The organism is Myroides profundi, from assembly GCF_000833025.1.
GTDB lineage: Bacteria > Bacteroidota > Bacteroidia > Flavobacteriales > Flavobacteriaceae > Flavobacterium > Flavobacterium profundi_A.
Genome location: NZ_CP010817.1, coordinates 274,341 through 291,670 on the forward strand (window position 1 = coordinate 274,341; position 17,330 = coordinate 291,670).

Sequence of the window (17,330 nt, forward strand, 5' to 3'; positions counted from 1 at the left end):
CTATAAATTATCTGATTGATGCCATTCAGCGTATGATGATTCTGTCTCTTGTAATCTTAATGAGTATAGTTCTATCCCATCAGGTAATTTGCTTTTTATCTTCTGAGCGAAGTCAATAACCATGTTCTCGCTAGTTGGTTGATAATCGACAAGAATAACGTGGTGTCCACGCTCTTCTAGTTCTTTTGCTAATTCTATATGAGGGGTATTTTTATTGAAAACAGTAGCGTGATCGAATACATCTACGATATCTCCTTTCACTATTTTTTTTAAGTCTCCAAAATCTATAACCATACCATACTTCACATTACTAGTATCCTCTATCGGAGTACCAATAACTGTAACAGCTAGCTTATAACTATGACCGTGTACGTTACGACATTTACCATCATAACCGTATAAGGCATGTCCTGTTTCAAATGTGAATTGTTTTGTAATTCTAATCTTAGGCATAACTAAAAATTTTGGCAAAGGTACACAAAAATATAGTTGACCTCCTATATTTAGCGTAGCCTTTTCTCTTTATCCTTAAAGAGATGACCTCGTTTAGAACAATCGATATCTAACTTGGAAGGATACTTTAGGCCACCATTTAATACGATTTAACCATTTCTCTCCTTTTTCGTTGTATTCAAAACTGTCTTCGAGATTGAAAAGTACCTTGCTTCCATCCTGTTTTAGTTCATAGTCCCCTTGGTACATCATCCCAAGCTCAAATGAGAAGCCTAGCTTTTTATTCGTTACCACTCTTCCTATTCCTATTCCTAGATAAGGTTTGATAATACTACCAAGTGTAACATCAGCTTTCATATTCCCTTCATTTAACTTGATTTGGTTCCCTTGAAAGTCCAAGTATTCTGGCCATGGAAGAGGAACTCCATCTACTGTTGTAGGTGTAGCTCTATCTCCATGATGATCGATTAGATATCCATCTAAGGCTGTTTTATTTTGACCAAAGTAGAAACCACCTGAAAGGAAGAATAGACCATCAGGTACAGGATAAAAGTCAACTAAGGTGTGAGCATGTATCATGTGATTTTTACCTTTGATAGCAAGATTTGGTTTATAACCAAAAAGACGAACTAAATCCCCTTGAGGATCATCAATACCAACTTCATAATGCTTAGAATTATAGAAGAATAGGTCTATACCTCCTCTAAGTTTTAGATAGCTGTTGATAGGAGTCAATGCTTCTAGTGTAAGTCCCATCGTAGATACTCCTGCGCTTAATGTCCATTCATAGAAGCGTTGGTCAGAGTAGTGTTTCGCTATATTATCTCTCACGAATTCGTCTTCACCTATATGTAATAAGTAAGCAGTCGAATTGTTGGGAGGTAAGGTAGGAGGGCCTGACTTCTTTTTCTTCTTTTTTTCTTCTTTTGGTTGCTGTTCTTCTGTTGTTTTCTCTGGACTTACTTCTTCTACAAGATTAACTGCTGTATTCTCAGTAGGTTCTTCTTGTGCATAAGAGTTTGTAGAGTAGATGAATAAGCAAGATAATAAGATTGTTGTTATATGCTTTAATTTCATAATGTTTTAGAATATGCGGTAATTAAGTTGAAAGTTTACCATAGGCCATAGTTTTAACCATTTGGTCACTTTATCTGCATCCTCTACAGAGGCATTTAGATCACTTGTAGAAGCAACTGTTCTACCATTTTGTTTTAATGTATAGTCTCCTTGATATAATACTCCTAGTTCAAACTTAACACCTATACGTCTCTTAGACACTGCTCTTCCTAATCCGATACCTACGTATGGTTTGATCACTTGACCTAATGTTAGTTCTGCATCTAGTTTACCATCTATAACTGCTAGTTCGTTACCATCGAAGTCTATTGTAGGCCATTCATAACCTGGTTTAAGTTCAGCTGGGTTACCATTACCATCTGTTAATAGACCATTCGCTTTTAGTTTAGTACTTCCTAAATAGAAACCCGCTGTAAGATGAAATATTCCTTTTTTGAAAGGATAATAATCTACTAGTGCGTGTCCATGAATAGCTTTAAGGCTACCATGCATCTCATAAGTAGGCGTATAACCAAAGGCTTCAGATAAGAATCCTTCTTGATCATCAAAATCTACATCATACTTCTTTGAATTGAATTCAAAGTAATCTAATCCAGCTCTTAGTTTTAAACTTGAATTAATAGGAGTAGAAGCCTCTAGTGTGAATCCTAATGTAGAAACTCCTGCCGAAATATTTAAATGACTTAGAAAGCCTCCTTCATAATGTGAGGTGCTGTATCTACCACTATCTCTATAATCTGATATCTTTAGTGGCTCTGATGCAAGTGCTTTAATGGTGATTAAAAGTATTGGTAATAAGTACTTTAGTGATTTCATAGTTTTATATTTTTTAGCAAATATACCACAATGAGTTAATTTAAGTTAATATTAATATTAAATAGATAGTTGTTCTGTGTAAATATTTTTTATACTGTTGCATTTGACTAAATATGCCTTTGTTGTTTTCTTTTTTTTAATAATAGTTGTAATATTTATGTAATAAAATACCCCTTCTGAGCAAGCATGCCTAGAAGGGGTATATATTATTTTGCTTTAAATTGGTTAAGTGCATTTATTGTAAATTCAGATAATACTAGTCTACCTGATATTTCTGCGCGTTGATGTAATAATTCTGTCCAATGATCTGTTCCTTCCCAGAATATTTTCTTCATTTCGTATAGTGCTTCTGGGTTATATGAACTTATCTTAGTAGCAAAGGTCTCTACTTCTAAGTCAAGTCTGTCTACAGTATCATATACCTCACTATACAATCCGTGATTCTGTGCCCAAGTAGCTGTTTTCCATTCGTGTGCTGCAAGAGACATTTCTGTGAATGCTGTTTTACCTATTTTACGAGATACAGCAGGTTCGATTACGAAAGGACCAATACCTATAGCTAGTTCTGATAGCTTAATAGAAGCGTTCGTTGTTGCAAAACAATAATCACATGCAGCAGCTAGTCCTACTCCTCCTCCTACAGTTTTGCCATGGATACGACCGATAAATATCTTCGGACTTTTGCGCATCGCATTAATGACATTAGCAAAGCCAGAGAAAAAGGCTTGACCTGTAGTAGTGTCTTTAATAGAAAGTAATTCGTCAAAAGAAGCTCCAGCACAGAATGCTCCTGTTCCTTCGCTTTTTAGAATTATTGTATTAATATGAGGGTGATTACTTAGTTTATTGATGATGTTGGTTAGCTGTTCTAATTGTGAACTAGGAAATGAGTTACTTCCTGGACTATAGAATGATATCGTTGCTACTTTATCTTGGATAGTTTCTGTTATAAAGGGTGTGTTTTGGTCTTGGTTCATGGTTTATAATTTTATTTTAAAAATAGTAAATAAAGCTTAAAGTGCCCTGTTTTTATCACTTTCCTTTTTTTGTTATAACTTTAACAGTCACATTATGTGAAGATTATGTGTTTTGATTTAGCATTAAAAAGCGCTTATGGATAATGATACCTTGTTCACTTTCTTATTATTTAGGTATAAACTCACATTTTATCAAAAAATAGTAATTTTTCACTTGATTTTAACGAATTACTTTTGACTTTGTGTTGTAATAAATGTTAGGATAGCGAAGTGTTTTGAGTAAATTTGCACAAAAATAATTCGTTTTTTTATAATATGTAATAAGCATTAATACAGTTAGTTAGCGAGTTGTTGGTGAATTAGTATATCACAATAGGTGATTTTTTTTAGTAAAAAAACAAACATGGCCTAATATTTGTTTTTAGTTATAATGAAGAGTTAATCATTACTTGTTTAGATGTCTTAGATCTTCGAATTGAATAATGATTTTGAGTGTATGTTCTCAAATAAAAAGAGTAATAAAGGAAAAAGAGTAAAAGTATCATAAAAAGAGCAACTGTTTCTTAGTTGTAGATCACTAAAAAGTTTAATGGGATTTTAAACACCTTGTATTTGGTGTGGACTTCTATTTTCTAAATGTCTGATATCTCACATGATATGAGCAGAGGGATCTTTGTCTAAAATAAGCTAGAGGTTGTTTTTTTATAGTGTTGTAAATGTGTTTGTTATGAATGTTTTGATAAAAGAATATAGATATGTTTTAGCGTTTGTACTATGTGTTTTATTAGGACAATTATCTCCTTTATATGCACAGTTTACTATACAAGAAAGTTTTACTCATAGATCAGTAAATAGCAAAGTAGTATTAGGGGATAATGCTATACTAACAGCCTCACAAGGACTAGATGATTATGGCAACGGATGGCTAAGACTTACTTCTGATGGAATGAATCAGAAAGGGTATGCTATTATAGAAGAGAGTTTTCCTTCTGATAGAGGTGTATTGATTGACTTTGAATATAAAGCATGGCGCAAGAAAGATGGAAAGATAAGTGGTGGAGCAGATGGTATCTCTGTTTTTCTATACGATGGAAGTATCCCTAAAGGGAGGTTTAGATTAGGTAGTTATGGAGGCTCATTAGGATATGGACCAGGTAATAATACATATGGAGTAACAGGAGGTTATATCGCTGTAGGACTTGATGAGTATGGTAACTTTACTAGTGGAGCTGTTGGAAGACCCAATACTAGAGGTTCTTTTGCTCAGAGTGTTGTCTTAAGAGGAAAGGTTATAAATGACCTAAATAAGACTGCTAGATATCTGACACATATAAAAGAACCGGGAGGTAGAACTATTGATTATGGATTTACACATTCTAGGCCAAATGACTATAACTTTTATAGAAGAGTACAGATCGAGATGAAACCTATCTTAGAAGAAGATAGAAGTAAGAAGAAACCTGATGGGACTTACGCTCTTAAAAAGAAGTTTCATATCAAAGTACGTATACAACCTGTGTATAGTGGTCGATTCGTTGAAGTACTAGACTATAAATATGATGAGTTGCCTTACGAAACATTGAAGATTGGTTTTGCGGCTTCAACAGGGATGGCTGTCAATATTCACGAGATTAAAGATTTAAATGTCACAACTCCAGAAGGATTAATGATTAACAAATCTGTCAACTTATTAGAAGCAAAAAAAGGAGATAAGTTAAGCTACACATTAGAGATGTCTAACCACTCATCTGATTTGTATAAAGACTTCAAACTAAACGATTATTTATCAACGATAAAAGAATTCTTTAGAGTAGACGAGATCTTCTTTGATAATAGAGGTAATAATAATAACACCTTGACCCCTCCCTCTAATGTTCCTAGTATATATAGTGCTAAGAGTATTGAGAATTGGAAAGTGAGTTTAGATGCTCACTCTTCTTCTAAAGTAGTCATTAACGGAACAGTGATTGGCTACCCAGGATTAGGAGTGTTATCTAATGAAGCCTATTTGGATGTAAGTAATCTAAAACTGCCGTATGTAGATCCTACGAAGATTCGTTCTATAGCGCATACTAGCATTGTAGGTAAGCCACATCCTCAGCCTTCTATCTCATCAGATGTAAGTGTAGTATGTGAAGGAGATGAGACAATCTTGACTGCTAAAAAACCATTGACAGCAGTGGGGAATGTAGAGTCTTATCGTTGGTTTAAAGACGGTAATTTATTTAAGGTACGCGAAGTAGGAGATGACTTAGAAGATAGAATAGTTGAAGAGTTATTGCCTATAGAGAGTATTAGGGTTACAGAGCCAGGATCTTATAGTGTAGTATATGTTATCAATGGTGTGAGTTCAGAAGAGTCTGCTAAGGTGAAGATTAATGTTAATCCTATTCCTAAGTTAAGACTGAAGAATACCAATGATGCTTTAAGCTATACACTGAATGTAGGAGATTCTTTTGTACTGCCAGTTATGATAACTGATAATGCTAGAGATATAATCACTTGGTATGGAGTAAATGGAGAAGAGATTATAGATAGAACAAGTCCTAAAGTGTTTAATCAAGCAGGAGTATATAACTATACTGTAGTAGCTGAGAATGCTAATGGGTGTTCGGATATTAAGAATATTCAAGTTAATGTATTTAATAACCAAGACTGTCCACCTACTTATGAACGCTATTGGGCAACGGACTATACAGCATGGTATTCTGCGCTGACAGGAGGAGTATCTAATAAAAGTAACGCTATTGATGGACGACCAGACACATATTCTACTATCACGGTAGGGTTAGGATTATTAGGGTTAGGTACTACATGGCAGAATATTTACTTCAAAGAAGATCAAGCTGCAGGAACACCTGTGACAGTGAAGCTAGGTAAAGAGTATAGTGGCTTAGTTGCATTGGGTGGTATTACAGTAGTAGGTCTTGATGCAAATGGAAAGAAAATAGGAACGTTACAAGGAGTAGATGGAGGACTAGTAGATCTCTTAGCAGCAGATAATGTGTTAGAATATACATTCGTACCATCGAATAAGAAAGGACCACAGAAATATAGAGGAGTACAGGTTGTCTTAGGATCTACAGTAGGTGTGGCTCAGAACGCTAAAGTTTATGGAGCTTATGTGACTAAGACTGTAGATAACCCTAGTTGTGCAGCGGTATTACCTAATATTAATCCCAATGTCTTAGACGTACTCCATGGAGTAGAAGATGTAGGACTAGGAGTAGCGAGTGCCACAGCTTCTGTTAGTCATCCTTGGAATGCTGTGGATGATGATCCTAACAGTTATGCAGTAATAGCAAGAGGGGTAGCAGTAGCGAATATGGCAAGTCTAACCGTAGTGTTTAAGCAGACTGCCCTACCAGGAGACGAGTTGCATATTACAGCAGAGAATAAGAACCCTGGAGTATTGAGTTTAGAATTAGTCAAAGGGTTTAAGATTCAACGCTATTTAGGAGATAAGAAAGTAGGCGAACCACTTACAGAATCTAATGGAGCACTTCGCTTAAGATTATTAGGTATAGGAGGTAGAGACAGATACAGAATTATAGTAGCGCCTTCTACAGAACCTTTTGATAGAGTGAAGATATCATATGGTTCAGTTGTAGGAGTATTAGGAGATTTCACTCATATCTATAACGTTGATCTAGTTCCTAGGGTAGAAGTAGGTATGGAGATAGAGACAGATCAGTACGGTTATGAACTAGAACAGGTTCTTCAGCTATGTGAAGGAGAACCGTTGAGAATACAGCCACAGAATAGTCATTGTACGACTTATGAAGTGTACACTTCAGAGAAAGGAATGACTAGACTACCAGCTTTAGAAGATATGTTTACGATAGACTTGTCTAAGCATTATAAGGTAGGGGATGAGTTTACTGTATATGTACAGGCTGTTAGAAATGGCTGTACGATAGGTTCTAGAACGCCGATTAAGATTAAAATAAATAGTCTGCCTTCTGTAGGACGTGTAATCGCTAAGGATCACAAAGGGAAACAGACTGTAGTTGTAGATCAAGTAAACATTAAAGGGGGACAGCCATTACAGCTTAGCCCTGTAGTGACAGGAGAGATACAGCGATATGATTGGGAATATTTATTAGATACAGAGAATGAGTGGAAGGCATTTCCTTTCGCTACTGTAGATAATCCAGAAGTAGAGGTTAGAGTAACAATATTAGAAAGAGATAAGGATAACAAGGTAATATTTGATCAGAACGATAAGCCTATTGTTAAACAGCAGGGAGGAGTATTTATCATCAAGCCTGGAACAGGGGCGATGACGATAACCTTTCCTAAAGATGCCAAAGTCAATGGAGAAAACTGGCATAATAAAAAAGGTAAAGTGAGATTGACCATAACTAATTTGACAGGGTGTAGTACATCTGTGATCTATGACCTGACCTTTCTTAGAGGATTTAGAGAAGGAATATTCTCTAACCCGATGTTACCAAGTAAAAAGACAAAATAACAAAACAATACAGATATTAAATAGAATTTATAATCATGAAGAAAATTATCATTTTAGCCGCTTTCTTAGGAACGTTTTATACAGCATCAGCACAGGTAGGTATTGGTACACCAGATCCTGAAACATCAGCTGAACTTGAAATTCTTTCTAGCCACAGAGGGGTATTGATTCCACGTGTAAGTTTATCAGACTTAAAGGTTTTTGCACCAATAGATGGAACCCAAGTAGAGAGTTTATTGATTTATAACCTTAATGAAGATACTTCTAAAGATATATTAAAAGGATTCTATTACTGGACGACAGAAGATGGAGGACAGTGGAATAGAATAGTGAGCAAATCGGAGCTAACTACGGTTATCAATGGATTAGATAATAACGTAACAAAATTAGAAGGAGACGTTAAGAACATCCAGAATGTTATTAACTATATCGTACCGACTAATCCTGACAATAAAGATGCTGCTAAAGAAGGGCATTCTACTATTGTGTTTGATCCAGTGAAGAATGAGTTTAAATATGTGGTTTATAACACAGTTGATAATAAGTATGAGACAGCGAATGTAGACTTCGAAGATCTAGTATTAAAAGAAGAGACTAAGACATTCTTCCGTGAAGTAGCAGTATCTGATACTGATAAGACAAAGAAATTCCTTTTCTTCTCAGAGACGACTATTCAGAATTGGTTAGCTCAGAAAGGAAATGAAGGAAAGACTGAGAACGATGTACCTAATGATGCAGACGGAGTAGTTACAATAGATGTAGTAGGAGAAATCGCTTCTAATGTATCGAACTTCTTTAATAGTAAAACGACTGTATTAAAAGAAGGAAGTACTAGCGAGCATTATACTATAGAAGAGTTAATCAAGAATATCTCTACGAAGGTAGATGGTAACGTAATCTATAAGAATACTGGGGATGGTACAAATACTAATTGGGAGTTCCAATTCTATAACAATGGCAAGTATGAGACTATTAATCTTAAAGATTTAGTAGCAGATACAGAGACGACTACAGTAGTAGTACCAGTAGTGAAAAATGGGAAGACTGTAGGATATAAATATTTCAATGAAGAAGCTGTAAAGGCATTCATAGCTAGTAATGAAGGTAAGACCGCAGCAGATATTACAGGTGATGTTACAGGAGGTACAGAAGTAAATGTAGTAGGTGATATCGTAAATAACTTTAGTGATATTCTAAACCAAGAGGTAAAAGAAGGTGATGTTACTTATAAAGTAGGGGACCTAATCTCTAAGTTTATTAATAAAGGGGGGAATGTGTACTACGGAAAGATAACAGACGATAAAGAAGAAGTATTCTATACGATAGAAGATAACGGAGCGAAGAAAGAAATCAGTTTTGACTTTATCACGAATTATATTACTAATAATGTGGATAAGATCAAGAATATCTTAGGAGATCATATCGATGTTGCTAATAGTAAAGTAATCTTCACTGGGAATACGATTAATAATAAGAAGGTTTATAAGTTCATAGGGACTACTAATATCGCTAAAGCTAACTCAGCTAGAACATCAGGAGTGGCTATTCCTTCAGGTGCTACAGTAGGGTCAGTAGTAAGTATCCAAGTATTACAAGGAGAGATGCTGAAGACTACAGCTACTACGGATATTAAAGTTAGTGGTAGTACATTAAACTTTAATATCGGATCTGGTAACCAGTATATCATGATTGGAGAAGGTAACTATAATGTAATCGTAGAGTTTACAGAATAGTTATATACAATATAGACAAGCAAACAAACAATAATCAAACAACTCACACCACACTGTGCGAGTCTTGTATTGAGACTCGCACTTTTTTTTCAATTACTTAAAGATAAATGATGAAGCAATTATATTTCGCAATGCTTGCTGTGCTATTCAGCGCTCTAAGTTTTGCACAAACTAAGATTGGTACATCACCAGATATAAATAAGGATGCCATGCTAGAAGTAGAGTCTACTGATAAGGGATTATTATTACCCAGAGTAGAGCTTACATCCACTGTATTAGCGAAGCCTTTAAGTGCTCACGTAGCAGGTATGACAGTGTATAATACGAAGGGAGTTAATGATGTAGTCGTTGGGTTCTATTATAATGATGGAAAGAAATGGCAGCAGATGGTGACGAAAGATTATAAGGCGGTGAAGTTCTTCTATATGCCTTCTATTGTATTTGATACTTCAGAAGACAGAGCAGGACAAACGATGAACTTATTTGAAGAATATAAGAAGCAATTCTCTTTACAGAATAGTAATCACTTTGTCAGCGAAGGAGCTCCTACTACAGGTATTCCTTATTTTGAGAAGCCGACAGACTTATACTATTATGTGACGAGTTATGATACAGATGTCTTTACGATAAAGTCAATATCTAAAGAAGGTGTGATGACTTATGATGTAAAGGCAGCAGCAACAGACTGTACGATTATGAATATCATATTCGTAGTGAAAGACTAATACTAGCGATAGAAGGAATGAAGATATATTTGAGATTACTACTGTGTATGGTGATGCTACCGACTATAATTTATAGTCAGGCAGTGAATAAGGGTATGTTTTATATTAAACCAGGTTCTATGGTCTCTGTGTATTATACGCTAGAGAACCAAGGAGAAGGAGATTTTAGAAATAACGGTGAACTTTACTTACATCGTGACCTTGTGAATAACGGTAAAATATTTGACTATAAAGGAAAAACTCCTCAAGGAAAGACTTTTCTTATCGGAACTGCGAAACAAACCATAGAAGGACAGACAGGAGCTCATTTTAATACCTTGATTCTAAATAATCCTGTAAGGAATAGAGCCTTTGATATAAAGACTGCTGTGAGTATTGCAGGAGCAGTAGAGTTCTCTCAGGGTATCGCTAAGGTAGATTCTCTTCAGGGAGCTTTTACTTTCTTAAATAAATCTAAGGTTCTTCAGGTTAGTGATATTTCCCATATCGAAGGAGAAGTAGAGAAAGAAGGAAATGAAGAGTTTATCTATCCTAAAGGAGATAAAGGATTTTATAGACAAGCAATAATATCTGCTCCTAAACATCAGAAAGATATCTTCGTAGGTAAATATAGCTTAGATGATAAGCAGTTTTTTAAAGTCAGAAATGCGAGTGCTGGGATAGTTGATAAGTTAAACACCAGAGAGTATTGGCTGATAGAGCATGCACAGACTACTACTAGTGACATCGTGCTTACCTTGACTTGGGATGAGCGTACCACGCCTAAAGAGATTTATGAGCATGCAGCTGATAATCTACATATTTTGAGATGGGATGCTGTAGAACAGTTATGGGTAGATGAAGGGGGTATAGTAGACTTAGAGAATAAGACTGTGACTACACCTACGTCATTAGAAAAGTACGGTTTCTTTACACTAGGGACAGTGAGAAAAGATAAGATGTTGAAGGGAGATGTAGTGATCTATAACTTCGTTAGCGCGAATGGTGATGGCGACAATGACTTCTTCAGAATAGACAATATTCAACGATACCCAAATAATCGTGTCGAAATATTTAATAGATGGGGTGTCAAGGTATACGAGACTGCTAATTATAACAGTAGTGGTAATACATTTAGAGGATACTCAGATGGTAGAGTGACGATAAAGAAGAATGAATTATTACCGACAGGTACCTATTTCTATATTGTCTCTTATGAGCATACAGATGATAGAGGATCTAGTATGATTAAGAAAACGGGATACCTACATTTAGAAACAAACTAGCTCAATGAAGAGAACTTTTTGTTGAGATTTTTATATACCTTACCGTAGTTAAAGAGAGCTAAGACAGTGTGTTTTGGCTCTTTTTTTTATTGTAGTATCAATAAGAGGGTAAAAATGTAATAAAACAAATAATATCAGAAAGGATACTATATGTTAAATATTTGAATATTATACTAAATTGTTAAGAAAAAGTATCTTTTTAATCTATTTATACCGCCCTATCTTTGTATAGTATATGATAGAGTAGTAGGCTAGATATAAGAATAAAGAACACTATACTATAGGAGGGGGATCTACTAAGGGTATATATGGTGTTGAATGGATGACATGTTTATAGTAGAAAGGACTGTAGTTATACGTGACTTTTTGTTTCGCATAGATTGCTAGCTCTATTTGATTGATAAAGAAAGTCTCACAGGCTATCGTAGTTACCTTATGTGTATCAGTATCCTTCGTATTGGGATTAGACGAATGTGAGGTGTTTTTATAAACAGTATACACATACATATTAGCAGTAGGACAGTACATTAATTTTTTGTCACATGTCTGTTCCACAGAGAAGTTAATTTTCTCTGCCCCAAACAAGGCAAAAATAATAATGAGTAGCCAGGCGATATGTCTGTTGTAAGTATTCATCTAGTCACAAATATATTTGTTTCTAGATTACTTTATAGAACAGTTGTTAAATAAGAAAGGTTTTTTAACATATTTTGAATAATGAAAGAGAAAGTTTTATTTTTTAAAGTCTTAACTCAAGAAGAGGCGGTAGAAATAGCTTATAATTGGAAGTATGAAGGAGTATTGAGCTTTTATAATATGACTTCAGACTTAGAGGACTTACATAACTTTTTAGATAAGAATATGAGAGGGCAGAATACCTTCAGCGTACGCACACAGCGAGAGAAGGATATTATAGCCTATTTCTATTATGATTTAGTAGATAATAACACAGCCGAAATAGTATTAGGAATTAACCCTATCTATCTGCATAAAGGATATGGTAGTGAGATCATACAGTATGCTGAAGAAGCTCTACACGAACGCAAGGCTATACAGAAAATAACTGTAGCCGTAGCGAAGTTTAATACCTTAGGAGTTGACTTCTATCAAAACCTTGGATATTCTAGCGTAGGTAAATTTGAGAATTATACCAACGGCGGACTGTACACTTTCTTGAAGATGGAGAAGAAACTATAACGTTTATTTCTCAGCCATTTTTTTGACAGAATAGTTTAGTCCTAGAGCAGCTACGATTACTAATGCAGCTGTACCTAGCCATAAGACATCATACCCTAGAGTAGAAGCTACCTTTGTCCCTAGGATAGGTGAGATAATAAATCCGATAGCGAAGGTTAGCCCATTCACTCCCATATAAGCACCTTTATTCTTGCTACCAGCACGCATAGCTGTCACAGTTGAGGTAAATGGCATCGCTAACATCTCAGATACACATAAGATCGTCATAGAGATATAAATAGCTATATAACTATAGTCAAAGGCAAGCATACCGTATCCTAATGCACTAATCATAACCCCGTAGAAGATAGTCTGTCTGATCGTAAAGAACTTCTCTGCGACATGCACTAATAACATCTCTGTCAAGAAGATTAATAGTCCACTGTATCCTAAGATAAGTCCTATCTCTACTTCATCCAGCCCTACAGCTTTTTCATAGAATATAGGTAGTGTACTTAATAGTTGTAAGAAGGCGATAGAGTATAACGTACAGAATACACTGTATATTAAGAACATCTTATCCTTATACGGAGATTTATTAGAGACATCCTCTACCTCATTTAACTCAGTGATATCTTCTTGTTCTAATAATAATTCTTTGTTTGTCTTTCTATTTCTAAAGAAGTAGATGAATACGACAGCTGCTAGAAATGCCGCAGTAGCATTCACGTAGAATAATAGCGCATACGAGATTGCAGCTAGAATACCTCCCATAGCAGGGCCAATAGAGAATCCTAAGTTCACTGCCATTCTGTTTAGAGAGAAGGCACGTGTGATATTCTCTGGTTTAGCATACATGGTGATGGCTACAGAGTTCGCTGGTCTAAACATTTCGCTGACAGCACTCTGTAATAACATCATCAGTGCTAGACTGACTACAGATGTGAAGTGTGGTAACATGATAAATACAGGTATACTACCTAGTAAGCTTAGATACTGTACTTTATAGTTACCTATCTTATCGGTTACCCATCCACCTACAGTAGTCCCTATAATAGAACCAACCCCAAAACAGGCTAATACATACCCTGTCTGTTCTTGACTAAAGTGAAGTTCTTTTGTCATATATACACCTAAGAATGGCAATACCATGGACCCCGATCTATTGATTAACATTACAATTGCTAGCATCCATGATGCTGATGATAAACCTTTGTAAGAGTCGATATAGATTTGAGCTATTTTTTTCATAGGTGTAGTGGTCGTTTAAGAATTATTCTATTTGTTCTGGCGGTATTGTATTTTGTTTTTCTGATTTTGATATATCTACACCTCGCAGTGCATTGAAATAAGCTGCTCTACTCAGCGGCTCGTATTCTTGTGTTTCTCCTAACATGACGATATCCTCACTAGCAGCCTTTCTGAAGCTATAATTAGCAAGATTTCCTGATCTAGTACAGATAGCATGTACTTTAGTCACATACTCTGCCGTAGCCATTAAGTAAGGCATTGGTCCAAAGGGATTTCCTTTAAAGTCCATATCTAGTCCAGCTACGATCACTCTGATACCTGAGTTAGCAAGGTCATTACATACCCTTACGATCTCTTCATCGAAGAATTGGGCTTCATCTATTCCTACCACATCACATCCATCAGCTAATAATCTGATATGTGCTGCAGAAGGTACAGGCGTAGACCTAATCTCATTAGAATCATGAGATACGACGAACTCATCATGATATCTAGTATCGATAGCAGGTTTAAAAATTTCGACTTTTTGTTTGGCAAATTTGGCTCTTTTCAGTCTGCGAATCAGTTCTTCAGTCTTACCAGAGAACATAGAACCACAGATAACTTCGATCCAACCAAATTGTTCTTTGTTATTAACGGGATTTTCGAGAAACATTTTGTAAATTTCAAGCTGAAACCAGCGGTTTTTTCTGTTATTTTTGTATGGAGCAAATTTATCAAAAAAAGCTCGTCAATTTACTAATGCAAAATAAAAGTTATGAAGAAAGTCTTAGAAGGAGAGTTGTTAAGTCTGGCTCATCGTGTATTACAATTGAAAGACAAGGAAGTAGATAGTTTATATAGAGAAGCTAAAGAATTATATGAGAAGCTTACCATCTTAAAATTCTATCAAGATCATTTTGAAGCAGGGTTAATGAAAGAAGTTTCTCCTGAGCAATTGGACGATGCGCTAAAAGCAATGGCTATTAATGATTCGAATTCAAATACTGTGGATGAGGTAGTACGTCACCAGATGCCTATAGATCTAGTGGAAGAAGAATACCCTATCGTTGCAGAAACTGAAAAAGAGGCAATTAATACTATAGATGATAGCCTTCTTGCGGATAAAGTGAATAAAATAGCACCTGAGGTGGTAGAAGAACCTTCTATTATTCAGAAAACAGTAGTCTATGACGAACCATTTATTACAGATGTGTATATAGATGATAGTGCAAATGAAGCGGATGATGCTCAACTTCACCATTATTTAGATCAACATGAGGCTATGCTAAAACAGCTAGATGAACGTGAGGTAATCGCTAATATCGAAGTAGAAAATCCTGTGGTAGAAGAAGAGGTAGTAGCGCATATCACAGCTGAAATACCTGTAGTAGAGCAAGAAGTAAAGGAAGAGGAAGAAGACGAAAATGATGATATCGAAGTAACTACTTTCTATGAAGAAGAAGTTGTGGTAAAGGAAGAAGTGATAGAAACACCAATACCATCTATTGTAGAAGCTGTTAAAGAGGAGAGCATTGAGGAGGCATTAGTAAATATAAACGAACAGTTCGCTCCTGCTAAAATAGAAGAAACAATAGAGGAAACTATGATTACTTCTACCTATAAAGTAGAAGAAGAAGTAAAAACAGTAACAGAGAATAAACCAAATACGGATGATCCTTTCTTTGGATTCGACTTCAGTGATGTAGAATTCGTAAGAGTAGAGGATGTTGATAAGCAAGAGGTACAGAAGTTTGAGACAGAGTTTGTACCTAAAGAACCTGTTGTAGAAGCTAGCTTTACACAGCCAGAACCTATCGCTCCTGTAGAAGAGAAAATCCAAAATACCGTAGAGCCTGCTGTGCCACAGAACACATTATTTAATGTTGAGCACACTTCTGTACGCGAACCAAAGATCAATAAACCTAAATCTATTAATGATATTTATAGCTCTACTATCGTAGTAGGCTTGAATGACCGTATTGCTTTCGAGAGACATTTGTTTAACGGAAGTGCAGAAGATTTTAATAGAGTATTATCACAGTTAAATACAGTGAGCTCTTTTGATGAGGCAAATAGCTTAATAGATCATTTAGTAAAACCAGAATACAATAACTGGGAAGGAAAAGAAGAATACGAAGAACGCTTTATGACGTTAGTAGAAAAACGTTTTATATAATTATGGGGAAACTTTACTTGGTACCTACACCAATTGGAAATTTAGAAGATATGACGTATCGTGCAATAAAAGTATTGCAAGAAGTAGATTATATCTTAGCAGAAGACACACGTAATAGTGGAAAACTATTAAAGCATTTTGAAATCTCTACACCGATGTTTAGTCATCATATGCATAATGAGCATAAGACTGTAGAAGGATTAGTAAAGAGAATGCAAGCAGGAGAGACCTTCGCACTGATATCAGATGCAGGTACACCTGCTATCTCAGATCCAGGATTTTTATTGACACGTGCGTGTGTAGAGCATGGTGTAGAAGTAGAGTGTCTACCAGGAGCAACAGCATTCGTTCCTGCATTAGTGAATAGTGGTTTGCCAAATGATAAGTTTGTTTTTGAAGGGTTCTTACCTGATAAGAAAGGAAGACAGACGAGATATCTAATTCTAGCAGAAGAGACTAGAACGATGATCCTTTATGTATCTCCTCATAAGTTAGTAAAGACATTAGGAGAGTTTAAAGAATACTTCGGAGAAGATAGACAAGTATCTGTCTCTAGAGAATTGTCTAAACTACATGAAGAGACCGTAAGAGGTACAGTGGTAGAAGTGTTAGCTCATTTCGAAGCGAAGCCTCCTAAAGGTGAGATCGTAGTGATCGTAGCTGGAAAAAGTAAATAAGAAATAGCTACCTGTCTTAGCAGATAGATTATTACAGTATAGAGAATTGCCCATAGCAGATTGTTATGGGCAATTTTTTTGTTTAAAATCGAGTGATGTGTTTTGTGGTGAACGTAGTCTAATAGTCTAGTTTATGATAGGAAAAGGCAACCTCTTCAATACCGCTACAAGATTACTTCAACAGTTCTTCAAGAAAGAGCCTTCTAACTAGAGCAATCTTGGGGAAATGTTGAAGAAGTGTTGAAGAGAATGCTAATAATGCTTGTATTCAGTGACTTGAGGAGTAATAGACGCTAGATTTTTTTATAATTGGGTTTTATTATAATTTATTGATTATTAATATGGTATTGAATTTTATTCACGTTATGAGGTGTGAAAAAGTGACGGGTTTTTTATAGTTTTTAGCCTGAATAAAGCTTTTTAGTAGGGATTTTGATAAAAAGTAGCGCATAAAAGGTATTGTATTAAACAAAAAAGCTTCTTTTGAGGTCATAAAAGAGGAAATTTAGTCAAAGAAAGTGTTTTAGACTAAAAAAATGAATATGCAT

At 35.4% G+C, this 17,330-nt stretch carries 14 protein-coding genes; 7 read left to right on the plus strand and 7 right to left on the minus strand.

The window, feature by feature from the left end:
* The 4 genes from MPR_RS01250 to MPR_RS01265 all read right to left on the minus strand — a co-directional run bounded on the left by MPR_RS01250 (position 1) and on the right by MPR_RS01265 (position 3,323).
* Positions 1-453 (minus strand): 6-pyruvoyl trahydropterin synthase family protein, encoded by a 453-nt coding sequence (locus MPR_RS01250; protein WP_041888503.1) that lies wholly within the window; start codon positions 451-453, stop codon positions 1-3.
* Positions 454-546: 93 nt separating this feature from the next.
* Positions 547-1,530: a hypothetical protein gene (locus MPR_RS01255; RefSeq protein ID WP_041888504.1), complete on the minus strand. Its 984-nt coding sequence runs from the start codon at positions 1,528-1,530 to the stop codon at positions 547-549.
* Between the two features lie 6 nt (positions 1,531-1,536).
* Positions 1,537-2,346 carry a hypothetical protein gene (locus MPR_RS01260; RefSeq protein ID WP_041888506.1) on the minus strand — a complete coding sequence of 270 codons (810 nt, stop codon included), beginning with the start codon at positions 2,344-2,346 and terminating at the stop codon, positions 1,537-1,539.
* Between the two features lie 206 nt (positions 2,347-2,552).
* Positions 2,553-3,323, minus strand: a complete 771-nt coding sequence (locus MPR_RS01265; RefSeq protein WP_041888508.1) for an enoyl-CoA hydratase/isomerase family protein — start codon at positions 3,321-3,323, stop codon at positions 2,553-2,555.
* 727 nt (positions 3,324-4,050) lie between these two features.
* On the opposite strand from MPR_RS01265, the gene MPR_RS01270 reads away from it, so the two are divergent.
* From MPR_RS01270 to MPR_RS01285, 4 genes are all read left to right on the plus strand, one after another.
* Positions 4,051-7,797: an L-type lectin family protein gene (locus MPR_RS01270; protein WP_235280493.1), complete on the plus strand. Its 3,747-nt coding sequence runs from the start codon at positions 4,051-4,053 to the stop codon at positions 7,795-7,797.
* Between the two features lie 35 nt (positions 7,798-7,832).
* Positions 7,833-9,530, plus strand: a complete 1,698-nt coding sequence (locus tag MPR_RS01275; protein ID WP_041888510.1) for a phage tail-like protein — start codon at positions 7,833-7,835, stop codon at positions 9,528-9,530.
* A gap of 107 nt (positions 9,531-9,637) precedes the next feature.
* The gene (locus MPR_RS01280; RefSeq protein WP_082027813.1) at positions 9,638-10,255 is read left to right on the plus strand and encodes a phage tail-like protein; all 618 of its coding nucleotides are present in this window, start codon (positions 9,638-9,640) and stop codon (positions 10,253-10,255) included.
* Between the two features lie 17 nt (positions 10,256-10,272).
* Positions 10,273-11,520, plus strand: coding sequence for a T9SS type B sorting domain-containing protein (locus tag MPR_RS01285; RefSeq protein ID WP_052472616.1), 1,248 nt, complete (start codon positions 10,273-10,275; stop codon positions 11,518-11,520).
* Between the two features lie 273 nt (positions 11,521-11,793).
* Here the strand turns inward: MPR_RS01285 and MPR_RS01290 are convergent, their stop codons facing one another.
* Positions 11,794-12,156: a hypothetical protein gene (locus MPR_RS01290; protein ID WP_006262607.1), complete on the minus strand. Its 363-nt coding sequence runs from the start codon at positions 12,154-12,156 to the stop codon at positions 11,794-11,796.
* Between the two features lie 81 nt (positions 12,157-12,237).
* Between MPR_RS01290 and MPR_RS01295 the strand changes: the two genes are divergently transcribed.
* Positions 12,238-12,717 (plus strand): GNAT family N-acetyltransferase, encoded by a 480-nt coding sequence (locus tag MPR_RS01295; protein WP_041888514.1) that lies wholly within the window; start codon positions 12,238-12,240, stop codon positions 12,715-12,717.
* A gap of 3 nt (positions 12,718-12,720) precedes the next feature.
* On the opposite strand, the gene MPR_RS01300 is transcribed toward MPR_RS01295, so the two are convergent.
* The gene (locus MPR_RS01300; protein WP_041888516.1) at positions 12,721-13,947 is read right to left on the minus strand and encodes an MFS transporter; all 1,227 of its coding nucleotides are present in this window, start codon (positions 13,945-13,947) and stop codon (positions 12,721-12,723) included.
* Positions 13,948-13,969: 22 nt separating this feature from the next.
* Positions 13,970-14,602 (minus strand): thymidine kinase, encoded by a 633-nt coding sequence (locus MPR_RS01305; RefSeq protein ID WP_006266156.1) that lies wholly within the window; start codon positions 14,600-14,602, stop codon positions 13,970-13,972.
* Between the two features lie 102 nt (positions 14,603-14,704).
* Here MPR_RS01305 and MPR_RS01310 point away from each other — a divergent pair, with 102 nt between their 5' ends.
* Together MPR_RS01310 and rsmI are read left to right on the plus strand one after the other, a co-directional pair.
* A complete protein-coding gene (locus tag MPR_RS01310) occupies positions 14,705-16,105 on the plus strand; it encodes a DUF8457 domain-containing protein (protein ID WP_041888518.1) in 1,401 nt (466 codons plus the stop codon).
* A 2-nt stretch (positions 16,106-16,107) separates the two neighbouring features.
* Entirely contained in the window at positions 16,108-16,782 is a 675-nt protein-coding gene (rsmI, locus tag MPR_RS01315) for a 16S rRNA (cytidine(1402)-2'-O)-methyltransferase (RefSeq protein WP_041888519.1), read from the plus strand.
* Positions 16,783-17,330 lie beyond the last annotated feature (548 nt).